This window comes from Methylobacterium nodulans ORS 2060 (genome assembly GCF_000022085.1).
GTDB lineage: Bacteria > Pseudomonadota > Alphaproteobacteria > Rhizobiales > Beijerinckiaceae > Methylobacterium > Methylobacterium nodulans.
Genome location: NC_011894.1, coordinates 4649299 through 4672383 on the forward strand (window position 1 = coordinate 4649299; position 23085 = coordinate 4672383).

The window sequence follows — 23085 nt, forward strand, 5'->3', positions numbered from 1 at the left end:
CTTTCCCAAGACCGACGCGAAGGGGAAGAGGCCCTAACGGGTCCCGATCGCGCGCGCGACCTCCTCCAGGCGGCGCTGCGTCATGGCGATCTGGTCGAGCGCGCCCTGGCGGGTGCAGGCGCCCATGGTCATGCCATTGTAGAAGCCGCCGTTCCTCATCAGCCGCCCCTCGCTGCGCGGTCGCGGCCAGTGAAGCAGAGATGACTTAAGCGTGCGTCGAGCGGCTCGCCCCATAGTTGCGGCCCGCCGCAAGACCTGTTTGAACACCCCGCAGTTGCAGAACGGTCCTTGACTCCGTCGGCCGGTTTGCGGCCAAGCGGGAGGACAAGCCCGTCAGCCGGGCCAACGTCAGGGTATTGGGAGGCTCGGAATGCTCTCGCTCGTCGACCTGCGCGACCGGATCGGTGCCGGGCGCCTGACCCCGCAGGGAGCCGTGTCGCTGGCCCGTGAGGCGATCGCCAACCGCGACCCGGAAGTCGGCGCGATCGTGCGGCTCGACCCCGCGGCCCCGGTGCCGGACGAGGGCCCGCTCGCCGGGATCGCGGTCGGCCTCAAGGACATCATCGATACCGCCGACCTGCCCACCGAGATGGGGTCGCCGCTCTATGCCGGCTGGCGGCCGCGCGCGGATGCGCCGGTGGTAGCGCGGCTGAAGCGGCTCGGCGCCGTCCCCCTGGCCAAGACCACCACGACGGCCTTCGCCTTCCTCGACCCGACGGAGACGCGCAATCCCCGCAACCTCGCGCATACGCCGGGCGGTTCGTCGGCCGGGTCGGCCGCCGCGGTCGCAGCCGGGATGCTGCCGCTTGCGCTCGGCACCCAGACCGGCGGCTCCGTCATCCGTCCCGCCGCCTTCTGCGGCGTGGTCGGCGTCAAGCCGTCCTTCCGGCTCCTGCCGACCGTGGGAGTGAAATGCTTCTCCTGGGCACTCGACACGGTCGGGCTGTTCGCAGCCCGCGTGGCGGATGCCGCCCACGCGCTGGCGCTCCTGGCGGACCGGCCCGCCATCGACCTGCCGGCGGGCGATCCCGGCCTGCCGCGCATCGGCCTGTTGAGGCAGGATTTCTGCGCGCCGCCGGCCCCGGAGGCCCTCGCCGCCCTGGAGCGCGCCGCTGCGGCGGCGGAGCGGGCGGGCGCGCAGGTGCGCGACCTCGATCTGCCGCCGATCTTCGCGGAGGCGTTCGCCCGTCATCCGGTGATCCAGGATTTCGAGGCGGCCCAGGCGCTGGCCTGGGAATACGACCACCACCGCAATGCGCTGCCGCCGCTCCTGCGCGCGCAGCTCGACGGAGCCCAGCGCGTGGGCCCGGCCGAGTACGACGCGTCGCGGCGCATCGCCCATCAGGCTCGCCGCAGCCTCAAGGATGTGTTCGGCGAGGAGGGCGTCGACGTGATCCTGACGCTCTCGGCTCCGGGCCCGGCCCCGGAGGGGCTCGCCTCCACGGGCGACGCCCGCTTCAACCGCCTCTGGACCCTGATGGGCGTCCCCTGCGTGACGGTGCCGGTCGAAACGACGGCGGAGGGGCTGCCGCTCGGCGTACAGGTGATCGCGCGGTTCGGCGACGACGGCCGGGCGCTTGCTGCCGCGCGGCTGATCGAGCGGGCCATCGGCTGACCCGCCCGCCGGTGCGCTCCCTCCTCATCACGGGCTTCGGCCCGTTCCCGGGCATGCCGGTCAATCCGAGCGCGGCCCTCGCGCGCCGGCTTGCCGCCTCGCCCCACCTCACCCGTGCGCTCGGTGGCGCGCCGCGCCTGCGCATCCTCACCACTGCCTACGGGGCGATCGTTTCCGAACTCACGCCCGCCCTGACGGAGGATCCGGGCGCGGTGCTGATGATCGGGGTCGCGGGCCGCAGCCGGCAGGTGCGGGTCGAGGTCCGGGCCCTGAACCGGGCGAGCCGGCTCTTCCCGGACGCCTCGGGGCGGATCGCGGCGCGGCTCGCCCTCGACCCGGAGGGCCCCGCTCTGCGCCGGGCCGGGGCGGTCGCGGTCAAGGCCGGCGCCCTGCTGCGGCGCCGGGGCCTGCCGGCGGGGCTCTCGCGGGATGCGGGCCGCTACCTCTGCAACGCCTCCTACTTCCGGGCCCTCGCCCAGCCCGTCCCGGTGCTCTTCCTCCACATTCCCCGGCCGCCCCGGAGCGGCGCACGCGCCTGGGAGGCCGGATTGGCGGCCGCCTTCGCCGAGGTGGCGCGCCTCCTCGCGCTGGAGGGGCGGCGGTCCGGCGGGTGAGCCCCGGGAGCGGCTGCCGATCCAGACGAAGCGGAAGCCGCTCCCGCGTTGATTGCGCCGCCCGTCCTGCGGGGAGCCGGGGGAGGATGCGCTATTGCGCCGTCCAGCCGCCGTCGACGGAGATGTTGGCGCCGGTGATCTGGCTCGCCGCGTCCGAGCACAGGAACACGGCGATCGCCGCGACCTGATCCACCGTGACGAATTCCTTCGTGGGCTGCGCCTGCAGCAGCACGTCGTTGATGACCTGCTCCTTGGTGAGGCCGCGCGCCTTCATCGTGTCGGGGATCTGGCTCTCCACCAGCGGCGTCCAGACATAGCCCGGCGAGATGCAGTTCACCGTGATCTTGTGGGTGGCCAGTTCCAGCGCCGCCGTCTTGGTCAGGCCGGCAATGCCGTGCTTGGCCGCCACATAGGCCGCCTTGAAGGGCGAGGCCACCAGCGAATGCGCCGAGGCGGTGTTGATGATCCGGCCCCAGCCCTGGCGCTTCATGCCGGGGATCGCCGCCCGCATCGCGTGGAAGGCCGAGGACAGGTTGATGGCGATGATCTGGTCCCACTTGCCGACCGGGAATTCCTCGATCGGCGAGACGAACTGGATGCCCGCATTGTTGACCAGCACGTCCACCGCGCCGAAGGCCGTCTCGGCCTCCGCGATCATCCCGGCGATCTCGTCGGGCTTCGACATGTCGGCGCCCGAGTAGCGGGCCTTCACACCGAACTCGGCTTCGATCGCCGCGCGCTCGCGCTCGATGTCCTCAGGTTGGCCGAAGCCGTTGAGGACGATGTTGGCCCCGTCCTTGGCGAGGCCCCGCGCGATGGCGAGGCCGATGCCGCTCGTCGAGCCGGTGACGACGGCGGTCTTCGATGTCAGGGTCATGCAAAAGCCTCCAGGCTTGATGCGGAAGGGGAATGTCTCAGGCGAGATAGTCGTGCAGCACGCGGCCGTAGGGCAGGGTGAAGTCGACGACCTGGTGGCGCCCGCGCACGATGCGGCGCACCGGCAGGTCGGCGACCCGGCAATTGGCATGCGGGATCAGGTGCAGGCGCGCGTCGCCCTCCCAGGCGCCGTGGACCGTGATGTCCTGCAGCCGGTAGCCGATGAGCTGGGCCACCTTCACGCCGCCATCCACGTCCGGCAGCAGCTTCAGGTTGACGTTGAGCTGGCCGATCCCCTCGCGCACCCGGTCGAGCTCGCCCGCAAGGCTGTGATGCTTGTAGGTCATGGTGCCGAGCGCGACCCGCTCCTCGTCGTAGTGCAGGGTGCCGGTGAGCGTGTCCTTCATCACCTTGAGCCGGGGCACGCCGTATTTCTTCGGAAAGCCCCAGATCTCGCGGCCGGCGGTGATCGGCGGCTCGTCGTCGAGATACATCTGGACCGAGAAGTTGCAGGGCTCGCCGTTGTAGCGGGCGACGATGCCGGTGCCGCTCTCCTCGTAATCGCCGAAGCCGGAGGAATCCGGCATCTTCATCCACTCGTAGAAGGCAAGGTTGCCGGGCGCCGGTTCGAGCGGCTCGGGCAGGGCGGCCCGCAGGGCGTCCGGGTCGGTCTCGTAGGTGATGATCAGGTATTCGCGGCGGATGAAGCGGTAGGGCCCGTGCGGATAGCTCGGACTGAAGACCGGCATCGAGGGGCTGCGGAGAATCTCGTCACGGGTCATGCCCTGTCTCTCCTGATTGCGCGGCGCCGCAGGGGCGGGGGCTGCCCGGGCCGGCCGTGCTGACCTTAGGCCGGGGCTTTCAGTCCCGGGCGTCCCGGGTCAGATCGAACACCGCCACGCCCTGCTCGGGCCGGCAGCGCTCCAGCCAGTCGCGGTGGCGGAACGAGCGGCGCACGTCGCTGCGTCCGGCCGACCAATGTTCCAGCATGGTCTGGCGCGAGAACTCGTAGTCCTTCGCATTCCCCTCGTAGTTCTTGCGCCGGTAGATCAGCTGCAGGATCGAGACCGTGTTCTCGTGGCTGAGCTCCAGCAGGTAGGCGACGTCCGGATCCTGGCGCAGCTCCGGCGGCAGCTTGTCGGCGAGGCGGCGGAAGGCGGTCTTGGCCTTGTGGATCGCGACCTGGTCATCCGTGTTCAGGCGCGTGCGGCTCGAATAGCGGATGTCCTTCTCGCGCTCGGCCGCCTCCAAGAGGGTGCGGGGCATCGGCCCGCGCGCGCTGAACAGGTCGACCTGGAAGATCATGAGATCCTTGCAGCGCTCCTCGTCGAGCACGTGCTGCAAGGGGGTGTTCGAGACCAGGCCGCCGTCCCAGTAATGCTCGCCATCGATCTCGATGGGCGGGAAGCCGGGCGGCAGGGCGCCCGAGGCCATGATGTGCTCAGGGCCGATCGCCTCGCGGAAATTGTCGAAATAGGTGAAGTTGCCGGTGCGGACGTTGACGGCCCCGACGCTGAGCCGCGTCGCGCGCCGGTTGATGTGATCGAAGTCGACGAGCCGAAGCAGGGTCTCGCGCAGCGACTGGGTGTCGTAGTAGCTCAGCGCTTCCAGCGCGCCCGGCGGGTAGAGATAGGGCGGGGGCAGGCGCGGCCGGAAGAAGCCGGCGACGCCGAAGGTCGCGCCGAAATTCGCGCTGACCTCGTTGAGGAGGCTGCGGGCCTGCTCGCCGGGCCACCAGGGGCTGAGCTGGAAGCCGGACGAGACCTGCTCCCAGAAGAGGCGGAGCCGCTCGATCCGGCGCTCGGGCGGGTTGCCGGCGATGATCGCGGCGTTGATGGCGCCGATCGAGATGCCGGCGACCCAGTCGGGGGCGACGCCGCCCTCCTGCATCGCCTCGACGACGCCTGCCTGGTAGGAGCCGAGCGCCCCGCCACCCTGGAGAACAAGAACGTGGCACTCGCCCTGATCGCCTGAGAGCGACGTCATTCCGGTCCGTCTCCGCCACCGCTCTGCTGTCACCCGCAAACATGTCGCAACGGTGACGGAGAGCAAGCCTCATGTCCGGTCCCGTCCGGTCCCGTGATCGGCGCGGCTTGACAGCGCCCGGCCGCTCCGCCAAGCGTCCGCCGCCCGTGGCCCGCACCCTTTAACGCCGGTCGACGCGGCCCCTGAACCGGCTCGGCTAAGCCTGCAGGCCGGCCGCCCCCCTCGAAGCCCGGCCCCGCGCCCTCGCCGGACCGACCTGCACGGGATGCGATGCGCTCCTATCTCGACTTCGAAAAGCCCGTTGCCGAACTCGAAGCCAAGCTTGAGGAGCTGCGCGCCCTCGGCGCCCGGGACGGTGCGGTGGCGATCAGCGACGACGTCTCGCGGCTCGAGAGCAAGGCGGCCGCCGCCCTCGCCGAACTCTACGCCACCCTCACCCCGTGGCAGAAGACGCAGGTCGCCCGTCACCCCCAGCGGCCGCATTTCGTCGATTACTGCGCGGGGCTGATCGAGGAGTTCACTCCGCTCGCGGGCGACCGCAGCTTCGGCGAGGACGAGGCGGTGGTCGGCGGCTTCGGGCGCTTCCGCGGCCGGCCGGTCTGCGTGATCGGGCAGGAGAAGGGTGCGACGACCGAGGCGCGCATCCGACACAATTTCGGCATGGCCCGCCCGGAAGGCTACCGCAAGGCCGTCCGGCTGATGGAGCTGGCGGGACGCTTCGGCCTGCCCGTCCTCACCTTCGTCGACACTGCCGGCGCCTATCCGGGCATCGAGGCGGAGGAGCGCGGGCAGGCCGAGGCCATCGCCCGCTCGACCGAGGCGTGCCTGGCCCTCGGCACGCCGAACGTGGCGCTGGTGATCGGGGAGGGCGGCTCCGGCGGCGCCATCGCGCTCGCCACCGCCAACCGGGTGCTGATGCTGGAGCACGCGATCTACAGCGTGATCTCGCCGGAGGGTGCCGCCTCCATCCTCTGGCGCGATGCCGGCCGCGCCCAGGACGCCGCCACCGCCATGAAGATCACCGCCCAGGACCTGCTGCGCCTCGGCGTGATCGACGGCATCGTGCCCGAGCCGACCGGCGGCGCGCATCGCGAGCCGGAAGCGGCGATCCGCGCCGCCGGGGACGCGCTCGCGGAGGCGCTGACCGGACTCGCGGATCTCGATGCCGACGCGCTGCGCGAGCAGCGCGCCCAGAAATTCCTGGAGATCGGACGCAGGCTGTGACGGCGGGCCCGCGAGCCGGCCAGACCGTCTGCGGCATACTGCCACGCTCGCGTCGATCGCTGGTCCGGCCAGTGGTCCGGCCAGATGAAGCGGGCTTCGGGGTGCGCCCTGGTCCCGGATCGATTGCGCCCGAACCCGCTCGGCGCCCCGTGATCCACAGGACCCGCGCGCCGCTCGGCCTTCGTTTCGCCGAAGAGGCCGGTGAAGCGTTCCATCCCGACCTCATCGGATCGGCATGGCTGGATCGCACCGGCCCTGGCCGAGCCCGATCGGATCGCGCCGCCGCTGCTTGCGGTAAGATCCGGTCAAGCTTAACCAAGCTATGGGGTTGGGCGAGGTCGTCCTGAAGCGGCAAGGTGCTTCAGGCATTTGTCGAGAACGGGGAGCCCCATGGCGAAGCGTCCGGTGCTGGCGGCAGCAAGCGGTCTCCTGCTCGCACTCTCCCTGGCGGCCTGCCAGGACGGTGGCTTCGCGGGCGGCGGCTCCACCCGGCACCTGCAGCCGATCCCCCAGAAGACCCTGGCGCTGATGTCCACCAAGGGCATGTCGGCGGGCGATCCGATCCTCATCCGGGCCTACAAGAAGGAATCCGAGATGGAGGTCTGGAAGCGCGGGAGCGACGGCCGCTACGCGCTGCTCAAGACCTTCCCGATCTGCCGCTGGTCCGGCCAGCTCGGGCCGAAGATCCGCCAGGGCGACCGCCAGGCGCCGGAGGGGTTCTATACGATCACCCCGGGCCAGATGAACCCGAACTCCTCCTATTATCTCTCCTTCGATACCGGCTTCCCGAACGCTTTCGACCGCGCGAACGGCCGCACGGGCACCTACCTGATGGTGCATGGCACCTGCTCCTCGGCCGGCTGCTTCGCCATGACGGACGAGGCGATCGCCGAGATCTACGCGATCGCGCGGGAGGCCTTCGCGGGCGGGCAGCGGGGCTTCCAGTTCCAGTCCTATCCGTTCCGGATGACGGCGCAGAACGTCGCCAAGTACCGCAACGACCCGAACATGCCGTTCTGGAAGAACCTCAAGGAGGGCTCCGACTATTTCGAGGCCCTGCGCGAGGAGCCGAAGGTCGGCGTCTGCGGCACGCGCTACGTGTTCGGCGGCGCGGACGCGGCCGCCGGCACCTGCAGCCCGAAGCTCGATCCGCTGGTGGCCGAGAAGCGCAGCAAGGACGAGCAGGAGGTCGCGGAGCTGATCGCCAAGGGCACCCCGGCTGTCCGGGTGGTCTACCAGGATGGCGGCCAGCATCCGTTCTTCCGCGAGACCTCGCCGAGCACCCAGCTCTTCGCCGAGCAGCAGACCCGCCGGCCCAATCTCGGCGTGGTGAGCCGGCCCGAGGCCATCGCCGCCGGGCCCGAGGAGGTTCCGGTCGACGCGAAGGGCCGGCCGATCCTGATCGCCGAGGCGAAGGCGCCGGATGCCAGGTCCGTGGAGTCTGCGAAGGATTCCAGGGGCGCCCGCAAGGCGGGCGATCCGAAGGCCGCCGCGCGGCCGACCGCGCTCGCCTTCGCGGCGCCTGCTGCCACGCCCGCGCCGATCCCCACGAAGGAGGCCGCCCAGGCCCTCGCGCCGCAATCCGCTGCGGCGCCGCAGCCCGCCGCGGCGCCGGTGACGGTCGCGAGCGCCGAGGACGACCCCTCTGCCTACCGCAAGCTCCTCGGCAACCTGTTCGGCAGTTCGGCGCCGCCGACCGCCCAGGCCGCGCTTCCGCCGCCCGCGCCCGAGCCGGAACCCGCCGCGCCCGCCCCGAAGAAAGTCGCGGCGCATGCGCACCCGTCCGCCAAGGCTGCGGAAGGGCGCAAGCCCGCGGATGCGCATAAGCCTGCCGACGGGCGCAAGCCGGCGGCCGCCAAGCCGGCCGAGGCCCACAAGCCCGCCGGCTCCGAGAAGGCGCCCGAGGCGGCCGGCAAGCGTGCGGCCGCGCCTGCCGGCCCGAGCGTCGCCGGAGTTGCGAACTAGCGGCGCTTGGATCCTCTCGCCGGATCCCGTCGAACCCGGCGCCCCTCGGGCGGCATTCGTTCCGCCCTGAACGGAGGCTGCGGTCGGTTTCTGCCGTCGCCTCGTGCTCGGCGGCCCGGATCCCCGTCGCCGGTCATGCCAGCCTGTGTGACCTGGATCACGGAAGGCGAGCCGGCAAAGGGGCGAGCATCCTCGCCACGGAGCCTCTCCTTGAGCTCCGAACGCGATGGAGAGCACGATGCAGATCAGTATGTGACGCGACGAAGGGGGAACCGGGCCTGCTCGAGCATCCGATTCTCTCAGGATCCCGCGCCCGCACCGGCCGGGACGAACTGGCGATGGAGGATCTCCAGGCCGTGGTTGATAGTGGCAGCTCGCAGACGGCTGGCGGCGGCAACACCTCGATCTAGGGCAAGATCAAGAGCGTCTGGCTCGGCGTCGACGCGAGTTTCTACGATTGAGCGAACCCGCCCGCCCGGCTGCGGCGGGCGGGACGGCTCTGCGGGCATGACCATGTCGGAACCCAATCAGCTCGCCCGGCTTCTCTCGGCCAATCCCTTCTTCGCCGGCCTCGGCGACCCGGCGCTGCAGGCGGTTGCGCGCCTGTGCGTGACGCGCAGCCTCGCGCCGCAGGAGGTGCTGTTCCAGAAGAACGATCCGGCCGACGCCCTCTATGCGGTGCGCCGGGGCGAGATCCGCATCGCCACCGGGACGGCGGAGGGACGCCAGCTCACGCTCAACCTGCTGGGTCCCGGCGACGTGTTCGGCGAGGTCGCCCTCCTCGACGGCCATCCGCGCACGGCCGATGCGGTGGCCACGGAGCCGACGGAGCTGTTCGTGATCCGGCGCCGCGACCTGCTCGACCTCCTGTCCCAGCAGCCGGAGGTCGCGATCGCTCTGATCGAGCTGCTCTGCAAGCGCGTGCGGTGGATGAGCGAGCGCATGGAGGAGACGAATTTCCTCCCGGTGCCGGCGCGCCTCGCCCGCCGCCTCGCCGCGCTCGCCGACGATTACGGCAACGAGATCCAGGCGACGCAGGAGGAGCTGGCCGTGTTCGCGAATACCAGCCGCGAGACGGTCAACCGGCAGCTGCAGGCCTGGAAGCGGGACGGCATCGTCCAGCTCGCGCGCGGGCGCATCCGCCTGCTCGACCGGCCGGCGCTCGATGTGATCGCGGATGTCAGGACGGAGCGGGAGTGACGGCGCCCGCACCGCATCTCAGCCCGGTCGCTCGGGCCGTCCCGGCTGCGTCCACCGGAACGCGACCCCGAGGGGCTGATTCCGGCCGCGGATCGCGACGTCGCGCCGGCCCTCGAACGCGGCGATCTCGGGCTGCGACGCGCGGCATGCGGCGAGCAGATCCTCGCTCGCGACGAGGGCCGCGCCGAGGGACTTGCCGACCTCCATCAGCCGGCTCGCGACGTTCACACTGTCGCCCGTGGCGGTGATGTGCTGGTGATCGTCCGACCCGAGGCGCGACACCACGACGGTTCCGTAATGCGCCCCGACCCTCAGGTCGACGGCATTGATCCGGGCCTCTGTCGCCAGCCAGGAGCGCACCCGCGGGATCAGGGAGCAGGCCGCCGCCAGCGCGTGGTCGGCATCCTCCGGCGCCGGCTCCGGCAGGCCGAACAGGCTCATGGCGCCATCGCCCATGAAGGCCATCACGACGCCTCCGGCGCGGGTGATCTCCTGTTCGACGAGGGCGTGGAAGTCGCGCAGGAAGCTGCGGGTCGCGGCGGGTCCGAGCGTTTCGCTGAGCGCCGTGAAGCCGCTCAGGTCGACGAACACGATTCCGGCCGGCTGCGTGACCGGCGCGGCCAGGAAGCCCGCATCCCGAGCGATCCGGGTGGCGAGGGATGGCGGATGAAACACCCTCAGGGCCTGCTCGGCGCGGGCCAGGCGCCCGGCGAGGCGGCGCTCGAGGATCACCCGTCCGGCGATGCCGAAGGCCGCGACCGGCGCCAGCGCGGCGATCGGCAGGGCGGCGGCGAGCCAGAGGCCCTGCTGCATGAACGCGATCTGCACGAGGCCGAGCCACGCGGCGACCGCAAGGCCCAGCACCGCCAGGCCGATGGACGGAGGAGCGAGCGGCAGCAGCAGGGCGGCCGCCCCGGCGAACCCGATGGCGGTCGAGGCATCGACGCGCCGGATGTGCCGGTCGCGCACGAGCCCGTCGCCCGTGACGAGATGGGCGAGCGCCGTCGCGAGCACCTCGACGCCCGGCAGCACGGAATCGAACGGGGTCGCGAAGCTGTCGCCCGCGGCGGTTGCGGTCGAGCCCACCAGCAGGATGCGGTTCCGCAAGGCATCCGGCGCCACCCGGCCGCCCAGGATGGCTGCAGCGCTGAGGGTCGGCACCGTCCCGCGCGGGCCGTAGAACCGGAGCGGGAGGGTGAGGCCGAGATCCGGGCGCAGGCGGGTCGGGCCGATTCCCAGCTCGCCCGCCGCGAGCACGGGCTCCGCCCCCGCCGCCCGTGCGGCGAGCTGCAGCGGGAAGGAGGGGAGAAGGGCGTCGCCGCTGCGGATCAGCAACGGGACGTGGCGCGGTGTCCCGCCCAGATCGGTCGAGACATTGACGAGGCCGAGGCTGGTCTGCGTGCGCAACGCCTCGATGGGCCAGAGCACCTGCGTGGCGCGGGGGATCTCCGCCACCCCGTCGTCGACCTCTCCGCTTGCGAAGAGGGCGGCGCCGGCGATGACGGCGCCGGTCTGGCGCAGAGCCGCAGCCAGGGCCTGATCGCCGGCCTCGGGACCGTGTTCGAGGAACAACACGTCGAGGCCGATGGCGCGGGGAGAGGCCGCGGCGAGCGTCCCGATCAGGCGGGCGAGCGTGGCGCGCGGCAGCGGGTAGGTGCCGGCCTGCGCGACCGTCGCGTCGTCGAGCGCCACGATCATGACCTCCGAGGGTGCGGGCCGCGGACCGGCGAGGGCGAAGCGCAGATCCAGCAGAGGCGCCTCGATGCGGTCGAGGAAGGTCGCGCGTCCCTCGAGATGGGCGGAGGCCAGGAATCCGGACCACACGGCCGCGAGCGCGAAGGCGGCGAGCGCGTGCCATGTCCGCGCGCTGTTCGGCCGAAAGGTCAACGCCCGAACCGGGCCAGGAGGCCGGCCGCGCGCTCCCTGCTCCAGCGCTTGACCTCAAGGGGCGCGGTCCCGGCATCGACATCAACGCCATCCCCCGCACGCAACACCACACCCGGACCGCTCAGCCGGCTGACCGATACCTCCCCTGCCTGGACGAAGACCGAGGTTCGGCCGGGCGTCACATCCACCGCCCAGGTCGTGCCGCGCACCGAGGCGATGGCGTGCGGCGTCCGGACCTGGAAGCTGCCTTGGCGTGGCGGGGCGTCGACCAGCAGGCCCCGTCCGTTCAGATCGGCGGCTTCGGGACGTCCATCCCGGTTGCGGTCGATCAACCGGTAGGTGCTGGCGTTTTCCGCGCTCAGCGTGAAGCCGTCCGGACAGGCCAGCACCTGCCGGGGCGGATCGGTGTATGGGGTGATCGTACAGCCTCTCCTCTGCGCCCGGGCGGCATCGGCCGGGAGAAGCACCAGACAGGTTGCCAGGGCCTGTCCACAGACCAGGCTGGCGCGACGGAAAGCGGCGACGCTCATGCTGCGGCTCCGACCTCGCTGATCCTCGCGGATGCCGAGGCATTGTACCGCCCCGCGGCGGCGCCGTATCGCGCCGAAGTTGCGCCTGAGCCCGACCTCGCCTTCCCCGCCCGGGCCCGTGGCGACCGTCACCGTTCCGCCCGCTCGGCCTTCAAGGCGAAGAGAGCCATGGCGATATCGGCTTCCACGCGCCGCGCGAGCGGTTGGCGGTAATGGGTGGCATCGAAGAACGCCGCCGGATCGGCGAGCTCCGGCCGGCCGCCGGACCAGTCGATGACGCGATGGCGGGAATGGCCGGCGACGGCGTCCGCCAGTGCGGCGCGGCAGGCGGCCTCGGCTGCCGCCCGATGCGTGCCGGGCGCAGCCTGCGCACCGGCATAGACCGGGGGGAAGACCAGCACGAGCGCCGTCTGCGGCGGCAGGCTGCCTGCGAATTCGCGCAGGCGATCGGCCGCCGGGAAGGCGGGTCCGGCGCGGCCGGGATCCGGCTCGGCAGGCGGCCGCCGCTCGCGAGCCGCCACACGGACCGGATCGTCCGGATCGCCGAGCCGCAGGTATTCCGGCTCGTAATCCCAGTAGCCGTCGGGGCGGGCCCGCCGCTTCTCGGGCCGGACGGCCCAGCGGATCCGGGTGGCGACTTCCGCCGCGGCCGTCGAGCGGAGGAGTCCGCGCAGGTAGCCCGGCCAGTCGGGCGCGAGAAGCCAGAACGGGAATGGCTTCGACGGCGGCAGCGCCGGGTCGTCGCCGCACCAGAAGGCATCCGCGGCGAGGACCAGCGCCTGGGGCCGCGGATGGTGGCGCAGGAAATACGCCGCCAGGGTCAGCTGCTCGCCCGGGCCGGTCGCCGGCACCGCGAGCTGGACGAAGGGGATGCCGGTCTCAGTGCGCAGGCGCTCGGGCGTCACGAGCTGGATGTGGGAGTTGCCGATGATGGCGCCCGTGAAGGCGGGATCGCGCCCCCGGCTCGCGGAAGCGGTGCGGGGGCCCTGCGGGCGGACGCCGTCGCGGTCCAGGAGCCGCGGCCGGCCGGTGTCGTAGGGGTCGATCGCGAGGGCCAGGGCCAGGTAGCCGGCGAGAAGCGCGACGATGCTGCCGAGAACCAGCCCGGAGAATCGCCGCCACGCCGCCGCGGAGCCGCGGCCATCGGCGGGCGGAGCCTCGGGGGCCCGGGGCGCGGTGATGGGATCGGCCGGTTTCACGCGGAACGCTCGCTCCTCGCGGCGGGGCTCATCGGCGCCATGCGGGCCGGGTTGTCCGGGCTGCCTTGGAGCGCGCGCAACCGTTCCTCCCTCTCACGGCGGCCGAGCGGCCGCTGGCATTCAGAACTGGAAGTAGATGAACTCGTAGTTCGCATCGTCGCCGATGCGCAGGAGGGCCGCGACGAACAGGAGCCCGAAGGCCACTGCGAGGGCGGGCCTGGGCTGCAGTCGGTGCACCGCCGCCCAGGCGGTGGGACCGGCGAGCGCCACCAGCACGGCCGGCACGAAGGCGCGCCATTTGAAGCCGTGGCCCACGGGGGCGAGGCCGAACAGCCCCTTGAACAGGGTCAGCGCCGCCTCGAAGCTCGTCGCCCGGAACAGCACCCAGGTCAGCATCACGAAGCCGAAGGTCAGCGCCCAGCCGAGCGGCGCCGGCATCGCGAGGCCCGCCCGCCGCCACAACACCCCGGCGCCGAGCCCGAGCCCATGGGCCAGACCCCAGGCCACGAAGGCGAGCCCCGCCCCGTGCCACAGGCCCCCGAGCGTCATCGTAGCGAGGAGCGCCCCGAGCTGCACCGCGAGGCCCCGCCGGTTGCCGCCGAGCGGCACGTAGAGGTAGTCGCGCAGGAAGCGCGACAGGGTCATGTGCCAGCGCCGCCAGAAGTCCCGCAGCGAGGTCGCCCGGTAGGGCGCGTCGAAGTTCTGCGGCAGCACGATCCCGAACAGGAGCGCGAGGCCCAGCGCCATGTCGGTATAGCCGGAGAAGTCGAAATAGATCTGGAACGTGAAGGCGAGCGTCGCCTGCCAGGCTTCGACCACGGTGACGGACCGGCCGAGGCTCGCCGCCTCGAAGACCGGATTGGCGTAGGCGGCGAGCGGGTCGCCGAGGAAGACCTTCTTGGCCAGGCCGACGCCGAGCAGCATCAGGCCGCGGCCGAAGCGCTCGGCTGCGTCCGGGCGGTCGTAGGGTCGCTCGTCGAACTGGTCGAGGATCTCGCTCCAGCGCACCAGCGGGCCGGCGAGGACCTGCGGGAAGAAGGCGATGTAGAGGGCGTAGCGCGTGAGGTCCATGGACGGGGCGCGGCCTCGCGCCAGGTCCGTCAGGTACATCACGTGGTGGAAGGTGAAGAAGGAGATGCCGAGCGGCAGGGCGAGAGAGGGCCTGGACAGGTCGAGGCCCGGGACGAGATTGGCGAGGTCGACGAGGAAGCCCGCATACTTGAAGACGGCGAGGAGCGCGAGGTTGGCCGCGATGGCGAGCGGGATGAGGAGGGCGGCGCGGAGGCGGACGAACCAGCGCGCGACGAGCCAGTTCAGCGCGATCGAGGCCGCCAGCAGGGGCAGGAAGCGCCAATCCCACCAGCCGTAGAAGGCCAGCGACAGGAGGACGAGGAGCGGCAGCCGCCAGCCCGGCCGGGAGCCCTCCACGAAGGCGTGGAGCGCGAGGGCGAGCGGCAGGAAGCCGAGGAGAAACGGGAAGGAGTTGAAGAGCATCGACGCCGGATGTGCGGGAGATCCTCCGGCGGGATCGGCCGGCCGCCCGAGCTTGCGCCGTTGTGGGAGATCGAATCAGGCGCGTCAACGATGCTAGAGCCTGTCAGGCCCTTTTAGAAGCGCCTGACAGGCTCCAAGCCATTGATCGAACGGATTCCGGACGGAGAAAAGGTGTCCACTTCTCCGGTTCTTCCGCACTTTGCGTGGAACGGTCGCGGTGACGCGGGAAGCGCAGGCTGATTCACGAGGCGGATGATCCTGTCCTCATCCCTGCCGGGCTGCACGATCGAGCGGGTCTTTCGCCACACCGATCACCTTGTCGTCATCGCCCATGGCCGCCGTTGTCATGGTCGATGTCCGACCTGTGGCACGCCCAGTTCCGCCGTTCACAGCCGCTATGATCGCCGTCCGGCCGATCTGCCGAGCATGGGCCAGCCTGTGACGCTGCGCCTGCGTATCCGACGCTTCTACTGCCATCATCCCGCTTGCCGCCGCCGCACGTTCGCCGAGCCTCTTCCGCGGCTGATACCGCCGCGAGCGCGCCGGACCCGCCGCCTCGCTCAGGCCCAGACCCGGATCGGGCTTGCAGTCGGCGGCGAGGCCGGCGCGCGCCTGACCGGCCACCTGGGGATGCAAACCAGCCCCGACACGATCCTGCGCCTCGTGCACCGCCTCCCGTTGCCGAGAGCGAACGCGCCGCGCGCCGTGGGCATCGACGACTGGGCCATCCGCAAAGGTCGGAGCTACGGCACGCTTCTCGTCGACCTCGAACGGCGATGCCCGATCGACCTGCTGCCCGACCGCTCAGGGGCGACCGTTGCCGCATGGCTGCGTCGCCATCCCAGCATCCAGATCGTCGCCCGCGACCGCTCGACCGAGTACGCCCGAGCGGCCACCGCGGGCGCGCCGGCCGCCCTCCAGGTCGCCGACCGATGGCACCTGCTCCTCAACCTGCGCCAGGTTCTCGAACGCTGGCTTGGCCGCGTCCATGGCCGGCTGCGACAGCTCCCTCCTCTTGCGAGTGGTGACGGACGACAGCCAGGGGAGCGCCCGCGCGCCTATCGCCGCAGCGCAGCCGAGATTGCCGTCAGCCTCGACAGCCGCGCCCGCCGGCTGGCGGCCTATGAGGACGTGCGCCGACGCCATCTCGCTGGCGAGACCCTCCTGGCGATCGGCCGCGCCACGGGTCTGGCGCGAGCGACCGTGCGCAAGTACGCCCAGGCCGAGAGCTTCCCGGAGCGCGCGATCCGCAGACCCAATCCCTCTCGCCTCGATCCCTACCTCGCCCATCTGGAGCAGCGCATGGCCGAGGGCTGCGAGAACGCTATGGCGCTCTGGCGCGAGATCCGCCGCCAGGGCTTCGCGGGAACCCATCGGCAGGTGCACCGCTTCGTCGCCGAGCGGCGCACGGCTCGCAAATGGCTGTCGCAGCCCGCCTCGACGAGCACTGAGGCGATCAGACCCTCACCCATCGCCTCACCCAAGCAACTGGCCTGGATCCTGGTGCAGCCCCTCGCGACACTGCAGCCCCGCGCCGCGGCTGACCTCGCCCGCATCCGGCAGGATCCTGAAGCCGCACGGATCGCCGATCTGGCGCGGCGGTTCACGATGCTCGTGCGTGCCTGTGGCCTGGGCGGCGACCGGCCGGCGGACCCTGCCAGCGAGCTCGACAGATGGCTGCTCGAAACCCGGAACTGCGGTGTCGCTGCGCTGGAGACCTTCGCGGCCGGTTTGGCGCAGGATGGGGCGGCCGTTCGGGCGGCGCTGACGACGTCCTGGAGCAATGCTCAGGCGGAAGGGCAGATCAGTCGGCTGAAGATGCTCAAGCGCACCATGTACGGTCGCGCCAGCTTCGCACTCCTCCGTAGCCGCATCCTCATCGCTGCCTGATCCACGCAAAGTGCGGAAGAACCACTTCTCCTGAACAGACTCGAGCAGTCGACGCGCCTCTTCTGTGACCTTCCGGCGTCAGGCGGCCTCGCCCCGGAGGCGCCGCAGGGCCCGCTCGCGCCCGATCAGCGGGAGCAGCCCGGAGAGATCCGGGCCGTGATCGAGGCCGGTCAGCGCGAGCCGCAGCGGCAGGAACAGCGCCTTGCCCTTGAGGCCGATTCTCGCCTTGACCGCATCGCCCCAGGCCTTCCAGGTGCCGCCGTCCCAGGGCTCCGGCGGGAGCAGCGCGGCCGCCTGCGCGGCGAAGGCCGCATCCGCGACGACCGGCATCACCGGCCCTTCCACCACCCGCCACCACGCGGCTGCGTCGGAGAGTTTCGTCAGGTTCGCGCGCACCGCGGTCCAGAACGCCTCGGCCCGGGCGGGCGGGATGCCGAGCGCGGCGAGGCGGGGCAGTGCCTCCGCGGCATCCATCCCGTGGATGATGCGGGCGTTGAGCTGGTCGAGATCGTGCGGATCGAACTTGGCGGGCGCCCGCGACACATGGGCGAGGTCGAGGAGGCGCGCCAGCTCGTCGAGGTCGGCGACGGCCCGCACCGCCTCCGCCGAGCCGGTCAGCACCGCGAGCGAGGCCACGGCGCCGGGCTCGTAGCCGTCCGCGCGCAGGCCGCGCAGCGAGAGGTGGCCGAGCCGCTTCGACAGGCCCTCGCCGCTCGCCGTGGTGAGCAGGTTGTGGTGCGCGAAGACCGGCACGGGGGCGCCGAGCGCGGCGAAGATCTGGATCTGCACCGCCGTGTTGGTGACGTGGTCCTCGCCCCGGATGACGTGGGTAATGCCCATCTCGGCATCGTCCACGACGGAGGGCAGGGTGTAGAGATAGCTGCCGTCCTCCCGCACCAGCACCGGGTCGGAGAGCGATTCGGCCTCGACGTGGCAGGGGCCACGCACGAGGTCGGTCCAGGTCACCGGCCCCGGATCGAGACGGAAGCGCCAATGCGGCCGGCGGCCCTCGGCCTCCAGCGCCGTGCGCTCCGCCTGCGTCAGCCGCAGCGCCGCGCGGTCGTAGACCGGCGGCTGGCCGCGCCCGAGCTGGCGGCGGCGGCGGCGCTCCAGCTCGTCGGGCGTCTCATACGCCGGGTAGAGCCGGCCCGACGCCCGCAGCCGCTCCGCCGCCGCGTCGTAGAGCGCGATGCGGTCGGACTGGCGCACCGAGCGATCGGGCGCGATGCCGAGCCAGCGCAGGTCCTCCGCGATCGCCGCCGCGAATTCGGGCGTCGAGCGCGCCGTGTCGGTGTCGTCGAGGCGAAGCACGAAGGTGCCTCCCTCGCGCCGCGCGAACAGCGCGTTGAACAGGGCGGTGCGGGCATTGCCGATGTGGAGGTAGCCCGTGGGGGAGGGGGCGAAGCGGACGACGGGAGCCATGATGGGCTTCTACGCATCCTCGCGCGCGCTGTCACAGGTCTCGATCGGCGTCGTCATACCAACGGCCCGGGCTGCTGACGTAAGCCAAGTGCTGACGCAGCGGGCCGTTGACCATCTCGAATTTTCGACACCAAGCCTGTGGCTTGGCGAAAATTCGAGAACGGAACCAACGGTCCTTTTCAAGGCCCGTTGGTATCACACCTCGCTGCGCTTGAGCAGGTAGTCGAGCCCTCCGACCCGGTACCAGCGGTAGCCATAGCCTTCGAGGAGAACCGTGTGGCGGCCCTTCCCGTCCGCGCGGCTGCGCTCACCGGTGAGGAGGTCGATCAAAAGCCCGCCCTCGCCGTCGAGCCCGGTGGCGAACCGGATCTCCACCGGCTCGGATTGGAGATTGTGCAGGCACAGCACCGCGTTGTTGCGCCAGTCGTAGCGCAGCCCGAGCACGCTCTCCGCGCCGGTCTTCAGCACCGCGAAGTCGCCCCAGCCGATCTCCGGCACCTCCTTGCGCATGCGGATGATCCGCTCCAGCCAGTTGAGGAGCGAGTTCGGGTCCTGGCGTTGGGCGGCGGCGTTGACGTGCTCGAAGCCGTAGGGGCCGCCGCTAATGGGGCGCGCCGCCGGCCGGTTGCTCTTGGTGAAGCCGCCCTGCGGCTCGTCGGACCATTGCATCGGCGTGCGGGCGCATTCGCGCTCGGGCCGCGAGAGGTCGTCGCCCATGCCGATCTCGTCGCCGTAGCGCAGCACCGGCGTGCCGGGCAGGGTGAACACCAGGCTGTAGGCGAGTTCGAGGCGCCTGCGGTCGCCGCCGAGCATCGGCGGCAGGCGGCGGCGGATGCCCCGGCCGTAGAGCTGCATCTCGGGATCGGGCCCGAAGGCCGCGAACACCGCCGCACGCTCCTCCGGTTGGAGCCGCCCGAGGTCGAGCTCGTCGTGGTTGCGCAGGAACTGCGCCCATTGCGCCACGGCCGGCCGCGCGCGGGTCCTGTCCAGCGACTCGATCAGCCGCCCGGTCCTGCCGGTCGCCAGGGCCAGGAAGAGCGCCTGGTTGACCTGGAAGTTGAACATCATGTGCATGCGGTCGCCATCCGCGCCGAAATATTCGAGGTCCTGCCGCGGCAGCACGTTCGCCTCGGCCAGGATGATCGCGTCGCCCTGGCGCCATTGCAGGAACTCGCGGAACTCGCGCAGCATCCCGAACCGCTCGATCGGCTCGCCCTCGACCTCCGGCCCCTTCTCGGCGATCACGAAGGGCACCGCGTCCATGCGGAAGCCGGAAACGCCGAGCTGGATCCAGAAGCCCATGATCTTGAGGATCTCGGCCTGGACCTTCGGATGCGTGGTGTTGAGATCCGGCTGGAAGTCGTAGAAGCGGTGGAAATACCAAGCCCGCGCGGCGCGGTCGTAGGTCCAGGTGGTCTTCTGCACGCCCGGAAAGACCATGCCGCTGTCGGCGTGCGGCGGTTTCGTCTTCGACCACACGTACCAGTCCCGGTAGGGCGAATCCGGATCGGAGCGGGCGGACTGGAACCAGGGATGCTGGTCGGAGGTGTGGTTGACCACGAGGTCGATCAGCACCTTGAGGCCGCGCTGCTTGGCCGCGTGCGTGAAGGCCACGAAGTCGCCGAGCGTGCCGTAGCGCGGATCGACGCCGTAATAGTCGCTGATATCGTAGCCGTTGTCGCGCATCGGGGAGGGCTGGAACGGCATCAGCCACAGGGCCGTGACGCCAAGGCCGACCAGATAGTCGAGCCGCCGCTCCAGCCCCTCGAAATCCCCGCACCCGTCGCCATTGGCATCCATGAGGGTGCCGACCGACAGGCTATAGATCACGGCATTCTTGTACCAGAGATCCTTGATCATGTGCCCTGGCTCTCCTCCGCCCGTGCGGGGAGCTAGGGCCGGCGCCGGATCAGTGGAGCGGCCGAACGGGATCTGCCGAAAAACGAGGCAGAGTGAGCTGATCTTGGGCTGTGTTGCGGTCTGCCGGTGCCCAGTTCCGGTGCAGCGGCCGGAATCGGCGCGGCCCTGCGGGGCAGGCGGCCGCTGCGGCCACGGCTGCCGCTGCATGCGGAATTGGCACATCGCTTGCCGGAGCGTGCGCGACCGGACAACAGGTCAGGGGAACGGAACACATGACGATGTCCTGGAAGGCATGGCTCTCGCGCGCGACGGTCGCGGGCGGGCTGGCACTCGGCGCCCTGACGGCAACGGCCGCCTCCGCACAGGAGACGATCAAGGTCGGCATCCTGCACTCGCTCTCGGGCACCATGGCGATCTCCGAGACGACGCTCAAGGACGTCATGCTCATGCTCATCGATGAGCAGAACAGACGAGGCGGCGTGCTCGGCAAGAAGCTCGAAGCGGTCGTGGTCGATCCGGCCTCGAACTGGCCGCTCTTCGCCGAGAAGGCGCGCGAGCTGATCGCGAAGGACAAGGTCTCGGCGGTGTTCGGCTGCTGGACCAGCGTGTCGCGCAAATCCGTGCTGCCGGTGTTCAAGGAGCTGAACTCGATCCTGTTCTACCCCGTCCAGTACGAGGGCGAGGAGAGCGAGCGCAACGTGTTCTACACCGGCGCCGCCCCGAACCAGCAGGCGATCCCGGCCGTCGACTATCTGATGCAGGAGGAGAAGGTCGAGCGCTGGGTGCTGGAGGGCACGGATTACGTCTATCCGCGCACGACCAACAAGATCCTCGAAGCCTATCTCAAGGCGAAGGGCGTGAAGCCCGAGGACATCTCGATCAACTACACGCCGTTCGGCCAGTCCGACTGGCAGACCCGGGTGGCGGCGATCAAGGCGTTCGGCTCGGCGGGCAAGAAGACCGCGGTGGTCTCGACCATCAACGGCGACGCCAATGTGCCCTTCTACAAGGAGCTGGCGAACCAGGGCATCAAGGCGACGGACATCCCGGTCGTGGCCTTCTCGGTCGGCGAGGAGGAGCTGGCGGGCATCGACACCAAGCCGCTGGTCGGCCACCTCGCGGCCTGGAACTACTTCCAGTCGATCGACACGCCGGACAACAAGGCCTTCATCGAGAAGTGGCGGAGCTTCACCAAGAACCCGAAGCGGGTCACCAACGATCCCATGGAGGCCCACTACATCGGCTTCAACATGTGGGTGAAGGCGGTCGAGAAGGCCGGCACGACCGATCCCGACAAGGTGATCGCGGCGCTTCCGGGCACGAAGCAGGCCAACCTGACTGGCGGCACCTCGGAGATGCTGCCCAACCACCACATCACCAAGCCGGTCTTCATCGGCGAGATCAAGGGTGACGGACAGTTCGACGTGGTGTGGAAGACCGACGGCCTGGTTCCGGGCGACGCGTGGTCGAAGGAGCTCGAAGGCTCCAAGGATCTCGTGGCCGACTGGGTCAAGCTGAATTGCGGCAACTACAACACCAAGACCAAGAAGTGCGGCGGCGCGTAAGCGCCGGCCGGCGGAGCGCCACCTGAGCGGCGCCTCAATTCCAATTGATGCGCGGGATCCCCTCTCCCGAATGGGACCCGAATGGGAGAGGGGATCCCGCGGGTCCCGCGCCTCGCCCGGATCTCGATCAATCATTCAACACATCATCGGAAAGCCCGGATGCGCCGCTGGATCATCCTCGCCCTCGTCCTCGCCGCATGGTGTGCGGCCGGACCGCGCCCCGTGCAGGCGCAGTCGCCGGCCGATGCCGCCTATGCGCGGCTCGCAAGCGACAGCTACTCGGATATCGAAGCCGGCATCGCCGGGCTGGCGACGAGCGGCGACCCGAAGGCCGGCGCCGTGCTGCGCGCGCTCGCCGACGGCAGGCTCCTGGTCCGCGCCGAGGACAAGACCCTGGCGATCCGGGAGGGCGGCGCCCTGACGGAAGTCCGGACCGGGGCGGCCCTCCCGAGCCCGGACGGGTTCAAGCCCGTGCGCGTGAACAACCGGGTCCGGCGGGCCATCGACGCGGCGCAGGGCACGCTCAACCTCGTGGCGCCGGATCCAGGCCTGCGCCGCAATGCCGCCGATGCGGTGTTCAAGGCCCGCGACGTCGCGGCGCTGCCCGCCCTCGAGACGGCGCTCGCGCGCGAGACCGACGCGGGCGTGAAGCGCGCCATGGAGGAGGCCCGCGCCGCAGCGCTCCTTGCGAAGCCCGACACGCCGGAGGGCGCCGGGATCGCATCCGTGGCGGTGCTGCAGGCGCGCGGCGACGGCGACGCCCTCGCAATCCTGCGCGGCCTCTCGGGCAATCCGTCGCCGGCCGTGCGCGACGCAGCCGCCAAGGCGATCGCGGGCGTGGAATGGCGGCTCGCCCTCGTCGCGAACCTGCAGAATGCCTGGTACGGCGTCTCCCTCGGCTCGGTGCTGCTGCTCGCCGCCATCGGGCTCGCGATCACCTTCGGCGTCATGGGCATCATCAACATGGCGCATGGCGAGATGGTGATGCTCGGTGCCTACACGACCTTCCTGGTGCAGGAGGCGATCCGCCAGCGGATGCCCGGCCTGTTCGACTGGTCGCTGCCCATCGCCATCCCGCTCGCCTTCCTGGTCGCGGGCGCGGTCGGGATCGTCATCGAGCGGGGCATCATCCGCCACCTCTACGGCCGGCCGCTCGAGACGCTGCTCGCCACCTGGGGCGTCAGCCTGATCCTGCAGCAGGCGGTGCGCTCGCTCTTCGGCCCCACCAACCGCGAGGTCGGCGCGCCCTCCTACATGGCCGGCGCGGTCGACGTGTTCGGCCTCTCCATCACCTGGGGCCGGCTGTGGATCGTGCTCTTCGCGCTAGCGGTGTTCCTCGGCCTCAACCTGATCCTGAAAGCCACCTCCTTCGGCCTCAAGACCCGGGCGGTGACGCAGAACCGGCGCATGGCCGCTTCCATGGGCATCCGCACCCCCTGGATCGACGCCTTCACGTTCGGCCTCGGCTCAGGCATCGCCGGCATCGCGGGCGTGGCGCTCTCGCAGATTGACAACGTCTCGCCCAATCTCGGCCAGAGCTACATCATCGACTCGTTCCTGGTCGTGGTGTTCGGCGGCGTCGGCAATCTCTGGGGAACCCTCGTCGCGGCGCTGACCCTCGGGGTCGCCAACAAGTTCCTCGAACCCTATGCGGGCGCGGTGCTGGGCAAGATCCTGCTCCTCGTCTTCATCGTGCTGTTCATCCAGAAGCGCCCGCGCGGCCTGTTCGCGCTCAAGGGCCGCGCCGTGGAGGCCTGA

The 23085-nt window shown here is 70.8% G+C and carries 18 protein-coding genes; 8 read left to right on the top strand and 10 right to left on the bottom strand.

Annotated features, from left to right (window positions below):
• Positions 1-33: 33 nt before the first annotated feature.
• Entirely contained in the window at positions 34-159 is a 126-nt protein-coding gene (locus MNOD_RS50050; protein WP_015931093.1) for a hypothetical protein, read from the bottom strand.
• A 211-nt stretch (positions 160-370) separates the two neighbouring features.
• On the opposite strand from MNOD_RS50050, the gene MNOD_RS21620 reads away from it, so the two are divergent.
• Positions 371-1615, top strand: a complete 1245-nt coding sequence (locus MNOD_RS21620) for an amidase (protein ID WP_015931094.1) — start codon at positions 371-373, stop codon at positions 1613-1615.
• Positions 1616-1626: 11 nt separating this feature from the next.
• Positions 1627-2229 carry a pyroglutamyl-peptidase I family protein gene (locus tag MNOD_RS21625; protein WP_015931095.1) on the top strand — a complete coding sequence of 201 codons (603 nt, stop codon included), beginning with the start codon at positions 1627-1629 and terminating at the stop codon, positions 2227-2229.
• Positions 2230-2320: 91 nt separating this feature from the next.
• On the opposite strand, the gene MNOD_RS21630 is transcribed toward MNOD_RS21625, so the two are convergent.
• The 3 genes from MNOD_RS21630 to MNOD_RS21640 form a co-directional block, all read right to left on the bottom strand.
• Positions 2321-3106, bottom strand: a complete 786-nt coding sequence (locus MNOD_RS21630) for a 3-hydroxybutyrate dehydrogenase (RefSeq protein ID WP_015931096.1) — start codon at positions 3104-3106, stop codon at positions 2321-2323.
• A gap of 37 nt (positions 3107-3143) precedes the next feature.
• Positions 3144-3887: an acetoacetate decarboxylase gene (locus MNOD_RS21635; protein ID WP_015931097.1), complete on the bottom strand. Its 744-nt coding sequence runs from the start codon at positions 3885-3887 to the stop codon at positions 3144-3146.
• Positions 3888-3966: 79 nt separating this feature from the next.
• Entirely contained in the window at positions 3967-5091 is a 1125-nt protein-coding gene (locus MNOD_RS21640; RefSeq protein WP_015931098.1) for a patatin-like phospholipase family protein, read from the bottom strand.
• Positions 5092-5361: 270 nt separating this feature from the next.
• On the opposite strand from MNOD_RS21640, the gene MNOD_RS21645 reads away from it, so the two are divergent.
• From MNOD_RS21645 to MNOD_RS21655, 3 genes are all read left to right on the top strand, one after another.
• Positions 5362-6315, top strand: coding sequence for an acetyl-CoA carboxylase carboxyltransferase subunit alpha (locus MNOD_RS21645; RefSeq protein ID WP_015931099.1), 954 nt, complete (start codon positions 5362-5364; stop codon positions 6313-6315).
• A gap of 390 nt (positions 6316-6705) precedes the next feature.
• Positions 6706-8280 carry a L,D-transpeptidase family protein gene (locus MNOD_RS21650; RefSeq protein WP_015931100.1) on the top strand — a complete coding sequence of 525 codons (1575 nt, stop codon included), beginning with the start codon at positions 6706-6708 and terminating at the stop codon, positions 8278-8280.
• A 513-nt stretch (positions 8281-8793) separates the two neighbouring features.
• The gene (locus tag MNOD_RS21655) at positions 8794-9480 is read left to right on the top strand and encodes a Crp/Fnr family transcriptional regulator (protein WP_043751803.1); all 687 of its coding nucleotides are present in this window, start codon (positions 8794-8796) and stop codon (positions 9478-9480) included.
• A gap of 18 nt (positions 9481-9498) precedes the next feature.
• Here the strand turns inward: MNOD_RS21655 and MNOD_RS21660 are convergent, their stop codons facing one another.
• From MNOD_RS21660 to MNOD_RS21675, 4 genes are all read right to left on the bottom strand, one after another.
• Positions 9499-11367: a CHASE2 domain-containing protein gene (locus MNOD_RS21660; protein WP_015931102.1), complete on the bottom strand. Its 1869-nt coding sequence runs from the start codon at positions 11365-11367 to the stop codon at positions 9499-9501.
• The gene (locus MNOD_RS21665) at positions 11364-11897 is read right to left on the bottom strand and encodes a FecR domain-containing protein (RefSeq protein ID WP_015931103.1); all 534 of its coding nucleotides are present in this window, start codon (positions 11895-11897) and stop codon (positions 11364-11366) included. Before MNOD_RS21665 ends, MNOD_RS21660 begins: the two co-directional genes overlap by 4 nt.
• Before the next feature lie 128 nt (positions 11898-12025).
• Positions 12026-13096 (bottom strand): hypothetical protein, encoded by a 1071-nt coding sequence (locus MNOD_RS21670; RefSeq protein ID WP_015931104.1) that lies wholly within the window; start codon positions 13094-13096, stop codon positions 12026-12028.
• A gap of 120 nt (positions 13097-13216) precedes the next feature.
• Positions 13217-14590: an MBOAT family O-acyltransferase gene (locus MNOD_RS21675; protein WP_015931105.1), complete on the bottom strand. Its 1374-nt coding sequence runs from the start codon at positions 14588-14590 to the stop codon at positions 13217-13219.
• 252 nt (positions 14591-14842) lie between these two features.
• Between MNOD_RS21675 and MNOD_RS21680 the strand changes: the two genes are divergently transcribed.
• Entirely contained in the window at positions 14843-16480 is a 1638-nt protein-coding gene (locus tag MNOD_RS21680; RefSeq protein WP_012631076.1) for an ISL3-like element ISMno5 family transposase, read from the top strand.
• A gap of 78 nt (positions 16481-16558) precedes the next feature.
• Here MNOD_RS21680 and gltX read toward each other — a convergent pair whose 3' ends face one another.
• Together gltX and MNOD_RS21690 are read right to left on the bottom strand one after the other, a co-directional pair.
• Positions 16559-17902 carry a glutamate--tRNA ligase gene (gene gltX / locus MNOD_RS21685; RefSeq protein WP_015931106.1) on the bottom strand — a complete coding sequence of 448 codons (1344 nt, stop codon included), beginning with the start codon at positions 17900-17902 and terminating at the stop codon, positions 16559-16561.
• 195 nt (positions 17903-18097) lie between these two features.
• Positions 18098-19762, bottom strand: coding sequence for an alpha-amylase family protein (locus MNOD_RS21690; RefSeq protein WP_015931108.1), 1665 nt, complete (start codon positions 19760-19762; stop codon positions 18098-18100).
• Positions 19763-20040: 278 nt separating this feature from the next.
• Here MNOD_RS21690 and urtA point away from each other — a divergent pair, with 278 nt between their 5' ends.
• Together urtA and urtB are read left to right on the top strand one after the other, a co-directional pair.
• Entirely contained in the window at positions 20041-21327 is a 1287-nt protein-coding gene (urtA, locus tag MNOD_RS21695; RefSeq protein WP_050783536.1) for an urea ABC transporter substrate-binding protein, read from the top strand.
• Positions 21328-21486: 159 nt separating this feature from the next.
• The gene (gene urtB, locus MNOD_RS21700) at positions 21487-23085 is read left to right on the top strand and encodes an urea ABC transporter permease subunit UrtB (protein WP_043749202.1); all 1599 of its coding nucleotides are present in this window, start codon (positions 21487-21489) and stop codon (positions 23083-23085) included.

Coding starts and splice junctions, on each gene's coding strand:
- MNOD_RS50050 (WP_015931093.1), bottom strand. CDS start 159: ATGAGGAACGGCGGCTTCTACAATGGCATGACCATGGGCGCCTGCACC.
- MNOD_RS21620 (WP_015931094.1), top strand. CDS start 371: ATGCTCTCGCTCGTCGACCTGCGCGACCGGATCGGTGCCGGGCGCCTG.
- MNOD_RS21630 (WP_015931096.1), bottom strand. CDS start 3,106: ATGACCCTGACATCGAAGACCGCCGTCGTCACCGGCTCGACGAGCGGC.
- MNOD_RS21635 (WP_015931097.1), bottom strand. CDS start 3,887: ATGACCCGTGACGAGATTCTCCGCAGCCCCTCGATGCCGGTCTTCAGT.
- MNOD_RS21640 (WP_015931098.1), bottom strand. CDS start 5,091: ATGACGTCGCTCTCAGGCGATCAGGGCGAGTGCCACGTTCTTGTTCTC.
- MNOD_RS21645 (WP_015931099.1), top strand. CDS start 5,362: ATGCGCTCCTATCTCGACTTCGAAAAGCCCGTTGCCGAACTCGAAGCC.
- MNOD_RS21650 (WP_015931100.1), top strand. CDS start 6,706: ATGGCGAAGCGTCCGGTGCTGGCGGCAGCAAGCGGTCTCCTGCTCGCA.
- MNOD_RS21655 (WP_043751803.1), top strand. CDS start 8,794: ATGTCGGAACCCAATCAGCTCGCCCGGCTTCTCTCGGCCAATCCCTTC.
- MNOD_RS21665 (WP_015931103.1), bottom strand. CDS start 11,897: ATGAGCGTCGCCGCTTTCCGTCGCGCCAGCCTGGTCTGTGGACAGGCC.
- MNOD_RS21675 (WP_015931105.1), bottom strand. CDS start 14,590: ATGCTCTTCAACTCCTTCCCGTTTCTCCTCGGCTTCCTGCCGCTCGCC.
- MNOD_RS21680 (WP_012631076.1), top strand. CDS start 14,843: ATGATCCTGTCCTCATCCCTGCCGGGCTGCACGATCGAGCGGGTCTTT.
- gltX (WP_015931106.1), bottom strand. CDS start 17,902: ATGGCTCCCGTCGTCCGCTTCGCCCCCTCCCCCACGGGCTACCTCCAC.
- MNOD_RS21690 (WP_015931108.1), bottom strand. CDS start 19,762: ATGATCAAGGATCTCTGGTACAAGAATGCCGTGATCTATAGCCTGTCG.
- urtA (WP_050783536.1), top strand. CDS start 20,041: ATGTCCTGGAAGGCATGGCTCTCGCGCGCGACGGTCGCGGGCGGGCTG.
- urtB (WP_043749202.1), top strand. CDS start 21,487: ATGCGCCGCTGGATCATCCTCGCCCTCGTCCTCGCCGCATGGTGTGCG.